Annotated in this window: 15 protein-coding genes and 1 tRNA gene; 10 read left to right on the top strand and 6 right to left on the bottom strand. The window is 61.6% G+C overall.

Going from position 1 to position 15,179, the window contains the following annotated elements:
- The first annotated feature begins 52 nt into the window (after window positions 1–52).
- The 4 genes from A0257_12090 to A0257_12105 all read left to right on the top strand — a co-directional run bounded on the left by A0257_12090 (window position 53) and on the right by A0257_12105 (window position 3,095).
- A complete protein-coding gene (locus A0257_12090; protein ID AMR27760.1) occupies window positions 53–880 on the top strand; it encodes a hypothetical protein in 828 nt (275 codons plus the stop codon).
- A 161-nt stretch (window positions 881–1,041) separates the two neighbouring features.
- Window positions 1,042–1,602: a hypothetical protein gene (locus A0257_12095; protein ID AMR27761.1), complete on the top strand. Its 561-nt coding sequence runs from the start codon at window positions 1,042–1,044 to the stop codon at window positions 1,600–1,602.
- Complete coding sequence (locus A0257_12100) at window positions 1,581–2,393, top strand: hypothetical protein (GenBank protein ID AMR27762.1); 813 nt, start codon at window positions 1,581–1,583, stop codon at window positions 2,391–2,393. The genes A0257_12095 and A0257_12100 overlap by 22 nt, the downstream gene beginning before the upstream one ends.
- Window positions 2,394–2,411: 18 nt before the next feature.
- Entirely contained in the window at window positions 2,412–3,095 is a 684-nt protein-coding gene (locus A0257_12105; protein AMR27763.1) for a hypothetical protein, read from the top strand.
- Window positions 3,096–3,370: 275 nt separating this feature from the next.
- On the opposite strand, the gene A0257_12110 is transcribed toward A0257_12105, so the two are convergent.
- Both A0257_12110 and A0257_12115 read right to left on the bottom strand, forming a co-directional pair.
- A complete protein-coding gene (locus A0257_12110) occupies window positions 3,371–3,775 on the bottom strand; it encodes a peptide chain release factor 1 (GenBank protein AMR27764.1) in 405 nt (134 codons plus the stop codon).
- 92 nt (window positions 3,776–3,867) lie between these two features.
- The gene (locus tag A0257_12115; GenBank protein ID AMR27765.1) at window positions 3,868–4,821 is read right to left on the bottom strand and encodes a 3-oxoacyl-ACP synthase; all 954 of its coding nucleotides are present in this window, start codon (window positions 4,819–4,821) and stop codon (window positions 3,868–3,870) included.
- A gap of 236 nt (window positions 4,822–5,057) precedes the next feature.
- On the opposite strand from A0257_12115, the gene A0257_12120 reads away from it, so the two are divergent.
- Both A0257_12120 and A0257_12125 read left to right on the top strand, forming a co-directional pair.
- Window positions 5,058–5,507: a hypothetical protein gene (locus tag A0257_12120; protein AMR27766.1), complete on the top strand. Its 450-nt coding sequence runs from the start codon at window positions 5,058–5,060 to the stop codon at window positions 5,505–5,507.
- Window positions 5,508–5,604: 97 nt separating this feature from the next.
- The gene (locus A0257_12125; protein ID AMR27767.1) at window positions 5,605–6,300 is read left to right on the top strand and encodes a hypothetical protein; all 696 of its coding nucleotides are present in this window, start codon (window positions 5,605–5,607) and stop codon (window positions 6,298–6,300) included.
- Here the strand turns inward: A0257_12125 and A0257_12130 are convergent.
- The 4 genes from A0257_12130 to A0257_12145 all read right to left on the bottom strand — a co-directional run bounded on the left by A0257_12130 (window position 6,294) and on the right by A0257_12145 (window position 9,829).
- Window positions 6,294–7,208 carry an AraC family transcriptional regulator gene (locus tag A0257_12130; GenBank protein ID AMR27768.1) on the bottom strand — a complete coding sequence of 305 codons (915 nt, stop codon included), beginning with the start codon at window positions 7,206–7,208 and terminating at the stop codon, window positions 6,294–6,296. The genes A0257_12125 and A0257_12130 overlap by 7 nt on opposite strands.
- Before the next feature lie 157 nt (window positions 7,209–7,365).
- Window positions 7,366–8,361 (bottom strand): aldo/keto reductase, encoded by a 996-nt coding sequence (locus A0257_12135; protein AMR27769.1) that lies wholly within the window; start codon window positions 8,359–8,361, stop codon window positions 7,366–7,368.
- A 124-nt stretch (window positions 8,362–8,485) separates the two neighbouring features.
- Window positions 8,486–9,535: an aldo/keto reductase gene (locus A0257_12140; GenBank protein ID AMR27770.1), complete on the bottom strand. Its 1,050-nt coding sequence runs from the start codon at window positions 9,533–9,535 to the stop codon at window positions 8,486–8,488.
- A gap of 221 nt (window positions 9,536–9,756) precedes the next feature.
- Window positions 9,757–9,829, bottom strand: a tRNA-Phe gene (locus A0257_12145).
- A 175-nt stretch (window positions 9,830–10,004) separates the two neighbouring features.
- Here A0257_12145 and A0257_12150 point away from each other — a divergent pair.
- The 4 genes from A0257_12150 (at window position 10,005) to A0257_12165 (ending at window position 15,077) form a co-directional block, all read left to right on the top strand.
- Window positions 10,005–11,384, top strand: coding sequence for a Fe-S oxidoreductase (locus A0257_12150; GenBank protein ID AMR27771.1), 1,380 nt, complete (start codon window positions 10,005–10,007; stop codon window positions 11,382–11,384).
- Window positions 11,385–11,424: 40 nt separating this feature from the next.
- The gene (locus tag A0257_12155) at window positions 11,425–12,330 is read left to right on the top strand and encodes a CoB--CoM heterodisulfide reductase (GenBank protein AMR27772.1); all 906 of its coding nucleotides are present in this window, start codon (window positions 11,425–11,427) and stop codon (window positions 12,328–12,330) included.
- A gap of 228 nt (window positions 12,331–12,558) precedes the next feature.
- Complete coding sequence (locus A0257_12160; protein AMR27773.1) at window positions 12,559–13,053, top strand: hypothetical protein; 495 nt, start codon at window positions 12,559–12,561, stop codon at window positions 13,051–13,053.
- Window positions 13,054–13,130: 77 nt separating this feature from the next.
- The gene (locus tag A0257_12165; GenBank protein ID AMR27774.1) at window positions 13,131–15,077 is read left to right on the top strand and encodes a hypothetical protein; all 1,947 of its coding nucleotides are present in this window, start codon (window positions 13,131–13,133) and stop codon (window positions 15,075–15,077) included.
- Window positions 15,078–15,179: the final 102 nt, after the last annotated feature.

The following is a 15,179-nucleotide window of genomic DNA, read 5'->3' on the forward strand; positions in this document are numbered from 1 at the left end:
GCCGGCTTTACCTTGCCGCAGCAACTTCTTCCTCAACCCTTTTTCCCACCCAATGACAACCATCATCGACCAGCATCAATTTGACAAATACGCGGCGGCGTGGAGCCGCCACGTGAGCCACCACCAGGATTTAACGTCCATATTTCAGCAGGCCGACGGCAGCCAGCTGCGGGCCGTGCGGTTTTCGTTCGAAACCCTGGAATATCTGCTGTCCACGGTAGGGGCGCGGCGCGTCAAGGCTCAGTTTCTGCTGAAGGAAGATGACAAATCGGGGGAAAAGCGCTTCACGCTGGCGCTCTACGCCACCGATGCCAGCGACGGGCGCATTTCGGCCTATTACCTGGCGCAGTACCTGGCCCCGGTGCCTACCGACCAAGACCCCGATAAGCTAGGTAAAACCGACTTCCTCGGAACCGATAGCCTGAGCGCCCAGATTCCCAACGCGCTGGTTCACACCTGGCTCAACAACTGGAAGGCCGCTTCCCCGGTAACGGCCGACATGTTCAGCAGCAACTATGGCCCACTCACGGGCTACACCTTCGACATGGGCGACTTTCTGGATTCTTTCTTTTACGCCAGTCCAGCCAAAACCAAGGAGTTGTTTGTGCTTTTTGGCTTGCACCAGCACTACCCCGCTTTCCCCGACTGCTACGCCCTGAAGCAAACGTTCGGGCTGGTTCTGCGCATCAATCAACTGGCGGATGACTCGGCAAAACCCATCGCTGATTTCCCCACTGAGCACACGAACTTCCTCAAAGCCAGCGAGAACACTACCTCTCACGCGGAGCTGCTAAAAGCCGTCAAACTGTGGCTGGCTGAAAATGACGACCCGATTGGGCAGCCGTTCTACGACTATTCTAGTCCTACCCCCCCTTATTGATTGCTAACATCCATGTGCTGATGTAATTCTTTATTCTTACCAACATTACTTAACATACTAACTTGACAGTCAGCACTATTCAAGCGGTTAACGGCGTAGGCAAGATAGCGCAGCTAATATTAGCGATAGCTTTCACCTTGGGCTTGATAAAATACCGTCGCTTGCCGGCTAATCTGCGCTATTTGGTCGCCCTACTGGGCCTGGAGGTCGCTACGGAGATTGTTGGCAACGTATTAACCCACTATCGTCAGCCCAACCTATTCATTATTTCTATATACTTGGCGGGCGATATTTGGCTGCTGGCGCTGGTATACGATAAAACCCTGAACTGGCCCGCCTTTTCGCGGCTGCGGCCGTGGCTGGCGGGCGGCTTCGTGGCATATTGCGCGCTCGATAGCCTGCTGGCCCCCGAAGTGGCCCGCTTCAAGCCAACGTTGCTGGTGCTGGAAAGCCTACTGATACTGGGGCTGGTAGCGCTCTATTTCCGCAAGCTACTCAATGAGCTGCGCGTGAATAATCTGAGCCAGGAACCCATGTTTTGGGTGTCGATAGGTCTGATTATCATCCACCTGGGCAATTTACAGATTGCCTTGTTCAGCAATTTCTCCCTGAGCCATTATTCCCGGCAACTGAACCTGAACATTTGGGCCATTCACGCGCTACTTTTGGTGGTGTTATATAGCTGCTACCTCGTGGCCCTATGGATTCGCCCCCGGAACTAGCGTTTAGCCAGTTGCTGCTGGGCGGCATCAGCTTTATGCTGCTGTCGGCGGGGGCGCTGGTGGTGTTCGTCGTCACGTACCAAAAGCGGCTGCTGCAACAGCAGCTGCGGCTGCACGCCGTCGAGGCCGAGTACCAGCAGCAGCTGCTGGCCGCCGTTATCGACGCGCAGGAACACGAGCGCGAGCGCATCGGGCGCGACCTGCACGACGGTATCGGCTCGACGCTGGCCACGGCCAAGCTGCTGGTGGGCCGGCTGGGCAGCCTGGCCGCGCCGGCCGAAGCCGCCAGCCTCACGGGCCGGGTCAAGGATATTCTGGGTAATGCCGTGCAGGACGTGCGCGGCCTCTCGCACAGCCTCTACCCGGCCGTGCTCGACCGCTTTGGCCTGGCCGAAGCCTTGCAGCACCTCGCCGACGTGAGCACCGACGCCGGCGCGCTGCCCGTGGACCTGGAAATTGAGTATCCTTACCCCCTACCCCTGCCCCAGGAGCTGGCCTTGTATCGCATATGCCAGGAGCTGATTCATAATGCCCAGAAGCACGCGCACGGCGCTACGCACCTCGCCGTGGGGCTGCACCAGGCCGGCCCGCGCCTCACCCTGACCGTGGCCGACGACGGCATCGGCTTCGACCCCGCGGCGCTGGCGCTGGCCCGGCCGGCTTCGGGCGGCGTGGGCCTGCGCGGCATCGAGGTGCGCGTGCGCATGTTGCGCGCCCGCTTCAGCCAGCAGTCGGCCCCCGGCCAGGGCACCCGCACGCTTATTGAGCTGGAAACTTCGCTCGCTACCTAACCCTACCCCCCTTCCGCTATGGCAACTTTAACCACCTCCATCCAAATCGCGCTGCTCGACGACCACCAGCTGTTTCGGCAGGGGCTGCGCTACATTTTGCAGGCGCTGCCCTTCGTGGAGGAAGTGGTGGAGGCCAGCGAGTTTGACGAGCTGCTGACGCTCTGCCGCCAGCGCGTGCCCGACATTTTGCTGCTCGACCTGCAAATGCCCAACATCGACGGCACGGAGGCGGCGCGCCAGCTCTTGCTGGAGTTTCCCGACCTGCGCATCATCGTACTCTCCATGTTTTCGGCCGATAAGTATATCTCCCAGATGATGAAGCTGGGCGCGCGCAGCTACCTGCCCAAAGACGCGGACCAGGACCAGTTGCGCGCCACCATTGAGGAGGTGCTGGCCACGGGCTATTCCTTCACGCCGCGCATTTCGCGGGCCCTCATCCGGGGCGTGCAGCACCCCGAGCGCACCCCTACCCCCGCCCAGCCCGACCTGGTGCAGCTCACCACCCGCGAGCGCGAGGTGCTCAACCTCATCTGCCAGGGCTGCACCGCTTCCGACATTGCCGGGAAGCTCTTCATCAGCAAGCGCACCGCCGAGGGCCACCGCCAGAAGCTGCTTGAAAAAACCCACGCCCCCAACGCGGCCGGCCTGGTCGTGTTTGCCGTGCGCCACGGCCTGCTCGACGGCCCGGTGGGACGGGTATAACTACCTGTTTTGAAAATCACGTAGTTCTGCGCTAGCAGCCCCGGCGGCCGGGCCGGTCCTTTGCAGTAGAAAATCAGGTGGTAGCAAGCACCCGCCAGCAGGCTGCCTGCCCACTGCCACCGGGTTATTTTCTTCATCCTTTCTAGCTACGAAAACACGCTTCTTCGCTCCTGCTTGCCAGCTGCCAGGCTATTCCTGCGGCTGCCCTACCCCCTCCTTCCCTGCCCAAACCGGCCCATGCTGCCCCGCGCCGCATGGGCCGCGTGGCGTCGGGGCTAGTCGGGCCGGCGGCGGCGGGCTTTCTTATCGCTCTGAATTTTTTTGCCCTCCAGGCGCTTGCGCACGGCCCCGGCGCTGGGCCGGGTGGCGCGGCGGGGCTTGGGGCGGCGCAGGCTCTTGTCGAGCAGCTGGTGAAAGCGCGTGAGCACGAGGTCCTTGTTGCGCAGCTGGCTGCGGTCGTCCTGGGCCATCAGCAGCAAGTAGCCTTCGGCGGTGAGGCGCGGGGCCAGCTTTTCGAGGATGAGCGCTTTTTGCGCGTCCGTCAGCACCTGCGAGGCCAGCAGGTGCCAGCGCAGCTCCACGCGGCTTTCCACCTTGTTCACGTTCTGCCCGCCCGGCCCGCTGGCCCGGCTGGTCTGAAACGTGATTTCGGGTAGAAAAGCGGCGGCAGGCGGCAGCATTTAGTTTAATTATGAATTATGAATTGTTTTTTCGCGCAGATAGCCGTGAGTAGTCGGCACCTTTTTTCAATTCATCATTCATAATTTATAATTCATAATTTTTTCTCCAGCAGCATAGCCCCGTAGGAGTAGCCGCCGCCGAACACGGTGATAATGATTTTATCGCCCGCCTTGATTTGGGGCCAGATTTCGGCCAGGCCAATGGCGGCACCCGCGCAGCCAGTGTTGCCGAGGCGGTCGATGTTGTTGACGGCGCGGGCCGGGTCGAGGCCCAGCTGCTTCACCACGTTAGCCGAGATGCGCAGGTTGGCCTGGTGCGGGATGAGGTAGCTCAGCTCGGCCACGGGCAGCTGGTGGGCATCGAGCAGCTGCTGCGTGATGCGCGCCATGTAGGTGCAGGCCTGCTGAAACACGTCGCGGCCGTAGGGCATCACGATGCCCTTATCGACGGGCTTGAGGGTCACGGCCTCGTCGGCCTTGCCCATTGGGGCCGCGCCGCCCGTCAGCACCTGCACCACGCGCAGGTCGGCGGGGGCGAGGGACTGCTTGGTGAAGAGCAGCGCCGCCGCGCCGTCGCCCCAGAGGTGGCCGGCCATCGTGTCTTCCTCGTTGTTGTAGGCCGTGTTGTGCTCGGTCACGATTACCAGCGCGCGGCTGGCTTTGCCCATAGCAAAGTAGCCCTCCACAATCTCCACGGCGTTGAGCAGCGACGAGCAGGCCGACGAGATGCTTACCACCGGTATCTCGTTGATATTCAGCATACGCTGCACGGCGTGGGCGGCGGTATAGATGGTGTCGTGGGGCGTGTAGGTGCCCACCACGATGAGGTCGATGCTGGCGGCGTCGAAGGCCGGCAATTCCGCCAGGAGCGCCCGCGTGGCCGAAATGGCCATCGTGTTGGCATTCTCGTCGCTGGCCGCCTTGCGGCGCTCCCGAATGCCGGTTCGCTCAATTATCCAGTCCGACGCCAGGCCGTTGAGCCGGGTAAAATGTTCGTTCGTAACGACGGCTGCCGGTAGATAAGCGGCCACGTGGTGCAGGTACACGGAGGGGTAGGGGGTAGGGGAAGTATAGAAATTACGAACAAAGTTCCGGCTAACAGACGTTAGCAGCCGTAAAAAGGTCGTAAAAGCCGGAATCTTGCACGCGTTGCCGTTCAGTTTTCCCGCACATACCAGCCCCTGGCCGCCACGCGTTAGCCTGGTCAAAGCCGGCCTTTGGCAGGGTCGTTGCGTTAGCGCTCCGTATGTCAGTTCGTTTTACACTATTCATTCTGGGTTTATTGCTGGCCCTGAGCCGGCCCGCCGCCGCGCAGAAATACATCACGGCCGCCGGGGTGCGCCTGGGCAGCGGCAGCTACGGCCTCACCGTGCAGCAGCTGGTGGCGCCGCGCGTCACCCTGGAAGGCATTGCCGGGCTGAGCACGCGCGAGTATAGCGGCACGGTGCTGGGCGAGTATCACTTCGGCATTCTGGGGCCGAGCCTGAACTACTACTTCGGCGCGGGCGGGCACCTGGGCCACAACAAGGACACGGGCGCTTTCAGGGGCCTCGACGGCATCGTGGGCGTCGAGTACAAGGTGGCGTTTCTGCCCCTTGCGCTCAGTTTCGATTTCAAGCCCAGCCTGGAATTTGGCGGCGACGACTACGCCCGCTTCCCCACGGCCTTCTCGATTCGCTACGTGTTCATCAAGCGCAAAATCAGCTTGTTTGATAGAATCCGGGGCCGCTAACGACGTTGGCCGCCGCGGGGGGGGGGTAGGAAAATCTGCCGGGCCGAGCACTTACGTAGCTTTGGACCCAGCTTATTCCTTTTCCCAGCTCCGGCGCATGAGTGCTTTTACGACGCGCGCGTTATTTGCCGAGGCCCTCGGCACGGCCGGCCTGCTGCTGTTTGGCACCGGTGCCATTGTGGTGAATGACCTGACCAGCGCTATCGGCCACGGCGGCGTGGCGCTGGCTTTCGGGCTGATAGTCTTGATTTTAATTCAGGCCTTCGGCCCGGTGAGCGGTGCCCACCTCAACCCGGCCGTGACGGTGGCTTTTTGGGCAGCGGGCCGGTTTGAGGGCCGCCAAGTGCTGCCCTACCTGGCGGCGCAGGGGCTGGGCGGGCTGGCGGGCAGCGCCCTGCTGCTGCCACTAGCCCCGGCCGGCTCGGCGCTGGGGGCCACGCTGCCCAGCCACGGCGTGGGCGTGGCGCTGGGCGTCGAAATCGGCCTCACTTTCTGGCTGATGCTGGTGATTTTGCAAGTGGCCTACGGCTCGCACGAGCAGGGCTTGCTGGCGGGCATCACCATCGGGGCCACGGTGGGGCTGGCGGCGCTGGTGGGCGGCCCGCTCTCGGGCGCGTCCATGAACCCCATTCGTTCGCTGGCCCCGGCCCTGGTGAGCGGCCACCTGGCGGCGGCCTGGGTCTATGTGGTGGGCCCGGTGGCCGGCGCGCTGCTGGCCGTGGGGGCCGACAAGCTGCTGCGCCCCGCCCCTACCCCCCTGGCGCGCCCCAATAAGCCGCCCGCTGCTTACTGAGCCGAAAACCGAAAGGCCGCCGGCGTTTGCCCCGTCTTGCTTTTGAAAAGCCGCGTGAAGTATTGCGGATACTCGAAGCCCAGCTGAAAAGCCGTCTCATTAATGGTGAGCGAGGTACTGAGCAGCAGCCGCTTGGCTTTTTCAATCAAGGCAAAATGAATGTGCTGCTGGGTGCTCTGGCCAGTGAGCGTGCGCAGCATGTCGCTGAGGTAGGCCGGCGACACGTGCAGCGCGTCGGCGAAGTGCTGCACGGTGGGTAGGGCCTGTTCGGCGGGCTGGGCAAAGTAGCCGGTCAGCAGCGCCTCGAAGCGGCTGAGCAAGTCGTGCTCGGCCGGCCGGCGCGTGAGAAACTGCCGGTGGTAGAAGCGGTTGGCGTAGCTCAGTAGCACGTCGAGCTGCGCCACCAGCACGTCCTGGCTAAAGGCATCGACGGGCTGCGCGTGCTCGCGCCCAATGGCGGCCACCAGCTCGTCCAGCATGCCTTCCTCCTTGCCCGACAGGTGCAGTGCCTCGTGCGTTTGGTAGGAAAAAAAGCCGTAGCCGGCGATTTTTTTGCCCAGTGGGTATTTGTGCAGCAGGTCGGGGTGGAAGACCAGCATCCAGCCGCTTAGCTCCGAGATATCAACTGACCCGCTGCTCTCGCAAAGCTGGCCGGGCGCGTAGAACGCTAGCACGCCCTCACCAAAATCGTAGGGCTGGCGACCGTATTGCACCTGGCCTTTCAGGTTCTTTTTGAGCGCGATAATGTACAGCTCGCGCCAGGCCGGGCCGGTAGTCGGCGGCGCGTAGCGGTGGTTGGCCAGGTCGATAACCGTTAGCAGCGGGTGCACCGGGGTCGGAAAGCTGAAATGCTGTGTGAAGTCCGATACCGAGGTGAGCAGCTTGAATTCTTTGGCGGGAGCTTTCATAAAAATGCTTCTACTGTTTTAGGACATACACAAAAACGTCTGTCATTGCGAGCATGTTGCGCATCAAGCAAGGTCGCGGCAATCGCCCCAGAACGATGCTCGAACTACTCGCTTTGGGGCAATTGCCTCGCCTTGCTCGCCATGACAAACTCACTCTTCAGAACCCGGCCGGGTAAGCCGCGCCACTCGCGCTGCCCACGGGCATGATGGCGTCGAGGTCAGCCAGCTCGGCGGGGGTAAGGGTGATGCTGGCGGCGGCCACGTTGGCTTCCAGGTACTTGCGGCGCTTGGTGCCGGGTATTACTACTACGTCCTGGGCCAGCACCCAGGCCAGGGCCAACTGCGCGGCGGTTACGTTTTTGGCTTCAGCCAGGGCCTGGAGCTTTTCGACCAGTTCCAGATTTTTGTAGAAATTCTCGCCCTGGTAACGTGGGAAAAAGCGGCGCGAGTCGTTGGCCTCGAAGTCGTCGGGCGTTTTGATATCGCCCGATAAAAAGCCCCGGCCCAGCGGCGAATATGCCACGAAGCCAATGCCCAGCTCGCGCGCCGCCGCGATGATTCCCTCGTCCTCCACGCGGCGGTCGAAGAGCGAGTACTCGCTTTCGAGGGCCGAAATGGGATGCACCGCGTGCGCCCGGCGCAGCATGTTGGCCGGCACTTCGCTCAGGCCCAGGTAGCGCACCTTGCCTTCTTCCACGAGGCGGCTCATGGCGCCTACCGTGTCTTCGATGGGGGTAGCGGGGTCGAGGCGATGCAGGTAATAGAGGTCCACATAATCGGTGCCCAGGTTACGGAGCGAGCGCTCGATGGACTTGCGCACGTACTCGGGCCGGCCGTTGTAGCCGCCGGTCCACTGCTCGTTGTCATCCACCTCGAAGCCGAATTTGGTGGCCACGGTGAACTTGTCGCGCTGGCCAGCCAGGACTTTGGCCACCAGCCTCTCGTTGAGCATGGGGCCGTAGAGGTCGGCCGTGTCGAGCATGGTCACGCCCAGCTCCAGGGCGCGGTGCAGGGTAGCGAGGCTCTCGGCCTCGTCGGCTTCGCCATACACGCTCATGCCGTTGATGCCGCCCGTCATGCCCATGCAGCCCAGCCCCTCGACCGATACGTGCAGGCCCTGAGTGCCCAGGGCTACTTGTTTGATAGTGCTCATTGGTTGAATTTTACAGGAGAATTTAGTAATCGTAGTTGACCTCACAAAGGTCTGGCCGCCGCCCGCGCCCCGGCCTATACAAACCCGCGCTTCTGCTACACAAAACGCCGCCCTACCCCCCCGACTACTCCCAGCCCCGCACGGAGTTTTTGCCAAACACGGCACCTTTCATCAGCGCCCACATGCGGTCGTGGAAAGGGTCCTGAATGCTGGCGTCGTCGAGCGCGCGCAGCTGCTCGGGGCTGAAGCGCACGTCGAGCGCGGCCAGGTTAGCGTGCAGCTGCGCCACTTGGCTGGCTCCGATGATGGGGGCCGTGACGCCGGGCTGGGCCGCCACCCAGGCCAGGGCCGCCTGCGCTGGCGAACAGCCCAGCTGCGCGGCCACCGGCCGCAGGGCATCGAGCACCCGCCAGTTATGGTCCGTAAATTTCATGTCGCCAAACGGGTTGGGGCCGCTGAGCCGGCCTTCGCCGCTGGGCTTGCCGCCGTCGGCGGGGCGCTCGTACTTGCCGGCCAGAAAGCCGGCCGCCAGCGGGCTCCAGGGCGTGAGGCCCAGGCCCAGGTCGCGGGCCGCTGGGATGTGCTCGCTCTCGATGCGGCGCGCTACCAATGAATATTCCAGCTGCATGGCAATGGGCCCCGGCACGCCGTGAGCGGCGGCCAGCGTGGCGGCCTTGGTAGCAAACCAAGCGGGCATGTCGGAAAAGCCAAAATAGCGGATTTTACCGGCCCGCACGAGGTCGCCCAGCGTTTGCAGCACCTCTTCGGCGGGCGTTACCGTATCCCAGACGTGCAGCCAATACAGGTCCACGTAGTCGGTTTTGAGGCGGCGCAGGGAGCCTTCCAGCGCCTGGTAGATGTGCTTGCGGCCGTTGCCGCTGGCGTGCGGGTTGCCGGCCTGCGCCCCAAAGCCAAACTTAGTGGCCAGCACCAGCTGGTCGCGCAGGCCGCGCTCGGCCACGTACTGGCCCACCATTTCTTCGCTGCGGCCCCCGGCGTACACATCAGCAGTATCAATAAAGTTGCCGCCAGCCTCGACGTAGGCATCGAATACGGCGCGCGAAACGTCGTCGGCCGAGCCCCAGCGGGCAGTGCCAAACGTCATGGTGCCCAGCGCAAGCGGGCTGACTACCAGGCCGGAGCGGCCCAGGGTGCGAAAATCGGTGAGGCTCATATCGAAGCGCGAAATAAGGGAAACTGGTTGGTCTATTCTCAACAGCTAGCTGCCTCAAAGGTCCGGGCCCGGCCGTACGTCGGAGCTACACAAACTCATGTTTCTGCTACACAAAACGCAGGGCGGCCCTACCCCCTCCCCAACCACGCAAGCCACTCTTTATCAAAAAAATATCCACAAAAAAGCCCCGTTTTCAGCGTGAAAACGGGGCTTTTGAGAAGTGGCAACAGTTGGAATCGAACCAACGACACCAGCATTTTCAGTGCTGTGCTCTACCAACTGAGCTATGTTGCCGAGGTTTTCCCAGGCCCGGTTAGAGGCTTGGGAGCGCAAAGGTACGAAAAACCCGTAATGCCGCAAGAACTCGGGCAAAAAAAATCTCCTGGCCAGCCATTTTTGCCAAAGTAGTCGTCATGCCTACTAAATTGCAGCCTCATCCCACCCGCTGTCCGGCCTTACCTTTACCCACATGCTGCAACCCATTCTTTTCGCGCTGCTTTTGCTGGCAGCCTTCGGCCTGTTTGCCTGGCAGGTCCGAAAAATCCGGGCTAATATCCTCGTCGGGCGCGAGCGCGACATGAGCGGCCACGCCGCCGAGCGCTTCCGCAAAACGCTACTCGTGGCCTTTGGCCAGCAGAAAATGTTCAAGCGCCTCACGCCCGCTTTCTTGCACCTCATCGTGTACGTGGGCTTTCTTGTTATCAATATTGAAGTAATTGAGATTGTAGTGGATGGCCTGTTTGGCACGCACCGCTTTCTGGGACTGCTGGGGCCGCTGTACGACGGCCTGGTGGCCGTGAACGAAACGCTGGGGGCACTGGTAATCATTGCGGTAGCAGCGTTTTGGTGGCGGCGCAATCACCAGCCGCCGGTGCGGCGCTTCACCGGCATAGAGCTGCGCGCCTGGCCCAAACTCGACGCAAATATCATTCTCTACGTGGAAGTGGTGCTGATGGCAGCGCTGTTTTTGATGAACTCGGCCGACCTCAAGCTGCACCAGGTGGAAGGGAAATTTTTGCCGGGGGCCTACCCCGTCAGCCACTTCCTCACGGGCCTGCTGCCGACCAATCTGAGCACGCTGCACATGCTGGAGCGCGTGGGCTGGTGGGCGCACATTACGGGTATCTTATTATTTCTCAACTACTTGCCCAGCTCCAAGCACTTCCACATTATTCTGGCTTTTCCGAATGTGTGGTACTCGCGGCTGATACCGCAGGGGCAGTTTTCGAATGTGGAGAGCATCACCCACGAGGTGAAGGCGATGATGGACCCGACTTACGAGGTGCCTGCCCCCCCCGTGGGACCCGACGGCGCGGCGCTGGCCCCTACCCCCTTCGGCGCGAAGGACGTGGAGGACCTGCCCTGGACGGCTATTATGAACGCGTATTCATGCACCGAATGCGGACGCTGCACCTCGGTGTGCCCGGCCAACCTGACGGGCAAGCTGCTATCGCCCCGCAAAATCATCATGGACACCCGCGACCGGGTGGAGGAAAAATACAATTCGCCGCTCATCTTTCAGCCTAATATTTACGGTGAAGAAGCTAAGCACGAGCCCGTTACGGACCTAATGGCGGCCACGCTGCTGCGCGGCAAAGTGACGCCCGAGGAGTTGTGGGCCTGCACCACCTGCAACGCTTGCGTGGAGAGCTGCCCGGTGAATATCAACCCGCTGGAAAGCATTATTGAGATGCGCCGCTTCCTGGTGCTGGAAGAGTCGGCCGCGCCTAACTCGCTGAACGTCATGTTCTCCAACATCGAAAACAACGGCGCGCCGTGGGCCTTTTCGCCTTCCGACCGGCTTAATTGGGCGGATGAGCTGTATGTGGCGGGAAGGGTGACGGCGTAACTAGTTGACAACGAATAATAAGCAATAGATTTTATTTAGTATGACGCCGACTATCCCTACCCCCCCCGCCAAGCGCCAACTCACCGTGCCGACCGTGGCCGACCTCGCGGCGCAGGGCAAAGTGCCCGAAATCCTGTTTTGGGTGGGCTGCGCTGGCGCGTTCGACGACCGCTACAAGCGCGTGACGCGGGCGTTTGCGCGCATTCTGGAGCACGTGGGCACCGACTACGCGGTGCTGGGCCTGGAGGAAAGCTGCACCGGCGACCCCGCTAAGCGCGCCGGCAACGAGTTTTTGTTTCAGATGCAGGCCATGCAGAATATCACCATGATGAACGGCTACGGCATCAAGAAAATCGTGACGGCCTGCCCGCACTGCTTCAACACCATCAAAAACGAATACCCGGCGCTGGGTGGCGACTACGAGGTAATTCACCACAGCACGTATTTGCAACAGCTTATCAATGAGGGCAAAGTGGCCGTGAAAGGCGGCGAGAGCTTTCAGGGCCGCCGCATCACGTTTCACGACAGCTGCTACCTGGGCCGCGCCAACAACATTTACGAAGCCCCGCGCGACGTGCTCGCGGCTCTCGACGCCGACCTGGTAGAAATGAAGCGCAGCCGCGCCAACGGCCTGTGCTGCGGCGCGGGCGGCGCGCAGATGTGGAAGGAGCCCGAGCCCGGCAAAAAGGACATCAACATCGAGCGCACCGAGGAGGCCCTGGCCACGCTCAGCGGCCAGGCCGCGGCGTTGGATAATCTGCGGGGGGTAGAGACCGAGCGCGCCGCGCCGGCCCCGCACAGCCTGCAAGGCAGCATCATCGCGGTGAGCTGCCCCTTCTGCATGACCATGATGAGCGACGGCGTGAAAAACAAGGAGCAAGAGGCTAACGTTCAAGTATTTGACCTGGCCGAGCTGGTAGCCAGCGCCGAAGGCATTAACGCCTAAAATCACGGATTACGCGGATTTTAGCGGATTTCACGGATTTTGTGGACGCCTGAGGGGGCGCGCCTGGTGCTGACATATAAGAGATAAATAATACTGCGGGCTTTTGCGCCATCTTTGTTGTTGGGGTATTAAAAAGCGGTTTGCCAGGAAGAAAAGTCGTCACGTTTGCGGAAACTTGCCGTCCACAAAATCCGTGAAATCCGCTAAAATCCGCGTAATCCGTGATTTATGAATGTTGCTTTTGATAACTTGCCCGACCGCGCCCGCGTGTGGGTTTACCAGGCTAGCCGCCCGCTGACGGAGGCCGAGCTCGTGGGTTTGCTGCCGCGCCTGACCACGTTTGCCCACGAATGGACGAGCCACGGGCAGCAATTAGTGGCGTCGGCGCAATTTCTGCACCGGCAGTTTTTGGTGATTGGACTCGATGAGGCGGCGGCTGGGGCCAGCGGCTGCTCCATTGATGCGTCGGTGCGCTTCGTGCGCGAGCTGGAGCAAACGCTGGGGGCAGGGCTGCTCGAAAAATCGCAAATGGCCTTTCTCGATAAGGGCGAGCTGCGGCTGCTGACGCGCCGTGAGTTGCGCGCGGCCATCGCGGCCGGGCAGGTAGGCCCCGATACCTTATACTTCGATAACACGCTGACTACGAAGGGTGAACTGGACGACCACTGGCCCGCGCCGGCCGCCCAAACCTGGCTGGCGAGCTATTTTGCGAAGCAGGACTGAGGGCCGGCACTAATGCCCCGGCGCAAACCGTTGTATTATTGCTAGTAAATCCTCGAAATCTGCTCTTCTCCGGCTGCATGGCTCTCTATATTCCTTACTCGTCGCTTAGAAAATATGTGCTTATCGGGGCCGCTGCCCCAGTTATTGCGCTGGGCGGCTGCGCCTCGTCGGGTAAGCTTAGCAAGGCCGACAAGCACTTTTTGCGCGGCGAATATGAGACAGCCATTCCGCTCTACAAAGCTGATGCGACCAAGGGCGCGGGCGCGGCGCTGGCCAACTTTCGGCTGGGCGAGTCCTACCGCCTGTCCAACCGCCTCGACCAGGCCGAGCCCTACTACAAGGCTGCCTTAGATGGCAACGCCCGCAATGCCGACCTGGGCTACCGCTACGCCGAGGCCCTGCGCGCCAGCGGCAAGTTTGACGAAGCCGCCACGCGCTTCACCGCCTACGCCCAAAGCGGCACCAACCGCACCCTGGCCGCCCACGCCGAGGCCGAGGCCCGCAACGCCACCGCCAGCAAAGCCCTGGCCAGCGCCAATGCCAGCTACACGGTGGCCCCGCTCGACGCGGTGAACTCGCCCAATTCCGACTTTTCGGCGGCGCGGATGCCGAACAGTGGCGAATTGGTATTTGCCTCGGGGCGCGACGGCAAGCCCTACCCCGGCAACGGCGAGCGCTACACGGCGCTCTACGCCCAGAAGTTTGACGACCCGGCGGCCATGACCGGCGGCACCCCGCGCAAGCTGGAGGCGCTTTTCAACAACGATAAAGAGCTGCAGGCCAGCGCTACTTATACCCCCGACGGCAAGACGATGGTGTTTGCCCGCTCGAACGATGGCTCGAAGCAAGGATACAAGAGCGTCGATTTGTGGATTTCATACTACCGTAATGGCGTCTGGACCGAGCCGGTGCTGGCCAATATCAACGACCGCACGGCCGACGATTTCGCGCCCGTTTTCGCGCCCGATGGCACGACGCTTTACTTCGCCTCGGGGCGCAAGGGCGGGCAGGGCGGCAACGACTTATACAAGGCCACGCTGGGGGCAAATGGGCGCTTCTCACCGGCTGAGAACCTGGGCGAAACCATCAATTCGGTGGGCAACGACAATTTTCCGGGGGTAGCGCCCGATGGCGCGCTATACTTCTCTTCGGATGGCTGGCCGGGCTACGGCAAGCTCGATATTTTTGAGGTGAAGGACGGCAAGCCGGTAAACCTGGGGCCGGGCATAAACGGCCCGGCCGATGACTTCGCGCCCTTCTTCACGGGGCCGGGCACGGGCGTTTTTTCCTCCAACCGCGAGGGCGGCAAGGGCTCGGACGACCTGTATACGTTCAAGAAAAAGAACCGTAAAATGGTGACGTTCTACGTGGATGGCACGGTGCTGGAGCGCGACCCCAAAGCCGGCACTAACACGGCGGTGCCCAACGAAACGGTGACCATCACGAGCGGCAACGGCCAAAAGCAGGACGTGCTGACCAATGCTGACGGCAAGTTTACGAGCCGGCTCGACTCGGCCCAGACCTACGCGCTGCTTACCGACCGCACGGGCGACTTCACGGCTCGCGCCAGCTTGAGCACCGTGGGCCGCTACCCCACTCAGGAGCAGCTGCCCTTGGCCCAGAACGATATCCGGCTGCCCGTGACGCTCATTCTCACTAAAATAGTGGTGAACCGGGCGATTGAGGTCAAGGACATTTTCTACGACTACGATAAGTATAACATTCGCCCCGACGCGGCCATTCGCCTCGATACGCTGGTGCAGACCTTGCAGGATAATCCGAAAATTAATATTGAGCTGAGCTCGCACACCGACCAGCGCGGCAAGGACGCTTACAACCTGAAACTCAGCCAGCAGCGCGCCGAGGCGGCCGTGGCTTACATCGTGAGCAAGGGCATCGATAAGCGCCGCATCACGGCCAAGGGCTACGGCGAAACCCGCCCCATTGTGAAGAACCCCAAGTCGGAGGCGGACTACCAGCGCAACCGCCGCACCGAGTTTAAGGTGACGCGCATTGATAAGTAGCGCGGCCCCTACCCCCCTGTTTTAGGTTGAAGAAGGCTTCCCGCGTGGGAGGCCTTCTTTATTGGCACGCCTTTGGATTATGGGCTAGGTACGCTGGTAGAA

Source organism: Hymenobacter psoromatis, from assembly GCA_001596155.1.
Lineage (GTDB): Bacteria > Bacteroidota > Bacteroidia > Cytophagales > Hymenobacteraceae > Hymenobacter.

Excerpts from the sequence above, each read along its gene's own strand:
- A0257_12090 (AMR27760.1), top strand. The coding sequence starts at position 53 with ATGACAACCATCATCGACCAGCATCAATTTGACAAATACGCGGCGGCG.
- A0257_12100 (AMR27762.1), top strand. The coding sequence starts at position 1,581 with ATGGATTCGCCCCCGGAACTAGCGTTTAGCCAGTTGCTGCTGGGCGGC.
- A0257_12105 (AMR27763.1), top strand. The coding sequence starts at position 2,412 with ATGGCAACTTTAACCACCTCCATCCAAATCGCGCTGCTCGACGACCAC.
- A0257_12110 (AMR27764.1), bottom strand. The coding sequence starts at position 3,775 with ATGCTGCCGCCTGCCGCCGCTTTTCTACCCGAAATCACGTTTCAGACC.
- A0257_12125 (AMR27767.1), top strand. The coding sequence starts at position 5,605 with ATGAGTGCTTTTACGACGCGCGCGTTATTTGCCGAGGCCCTCGGCACG.
- A0257_12130 (AMR27768.1), bottom strand. The coding sequence starts at position 7,208 with ATGAAAGCTCCCGCCAAAGAATTCAAGCTGCTCACCTCGGTATCGGAC.
- A0257_12135 (AMR27769.1), bottom strand. The coding sequence starts at position 8,361 with ATGAGCACTATCAAACAAGTAGCCCTGGGCACTCAGGGCCTGCACGTA.
- A0257_12140 (AMR27770.1), bottom strand. The coding sequence starts at position 9,535 with ATGAGCCTCACCGATTTTCGCACCCTGGGCCGCTCCGGCCTGGTAGTC.
- A0257_12150 (AMR27771.1), top strand. The coding sequence starts at position 10,005 with ATGCTGCAACCCATTCTTTTCGCGCTGCTTTTGCTGGCAGCCTTCGGC.
- A0257_12155 (AMR27772.1), top strand. The coding sequence starts at position 11,425 with ATGACGCCGACTATCCCTACCCCCCCCGCCAAGCGCCAACTCACCGTG.
- A0257_12160 (AMR27773.1), top strand. The coding sequence starts at position 12,559 with ATGAATGTTGCTTTTGATAACTTGCCCGACCGCGCCCGCGTGTGGGTT.
- A0257_12165 (AMR27774.1), top strand. The coding sequence starts at position 13,131 with ATGGCTCTCTATATTCCTTACTCGTCGCTTAGAAAATATGTGCTTATC.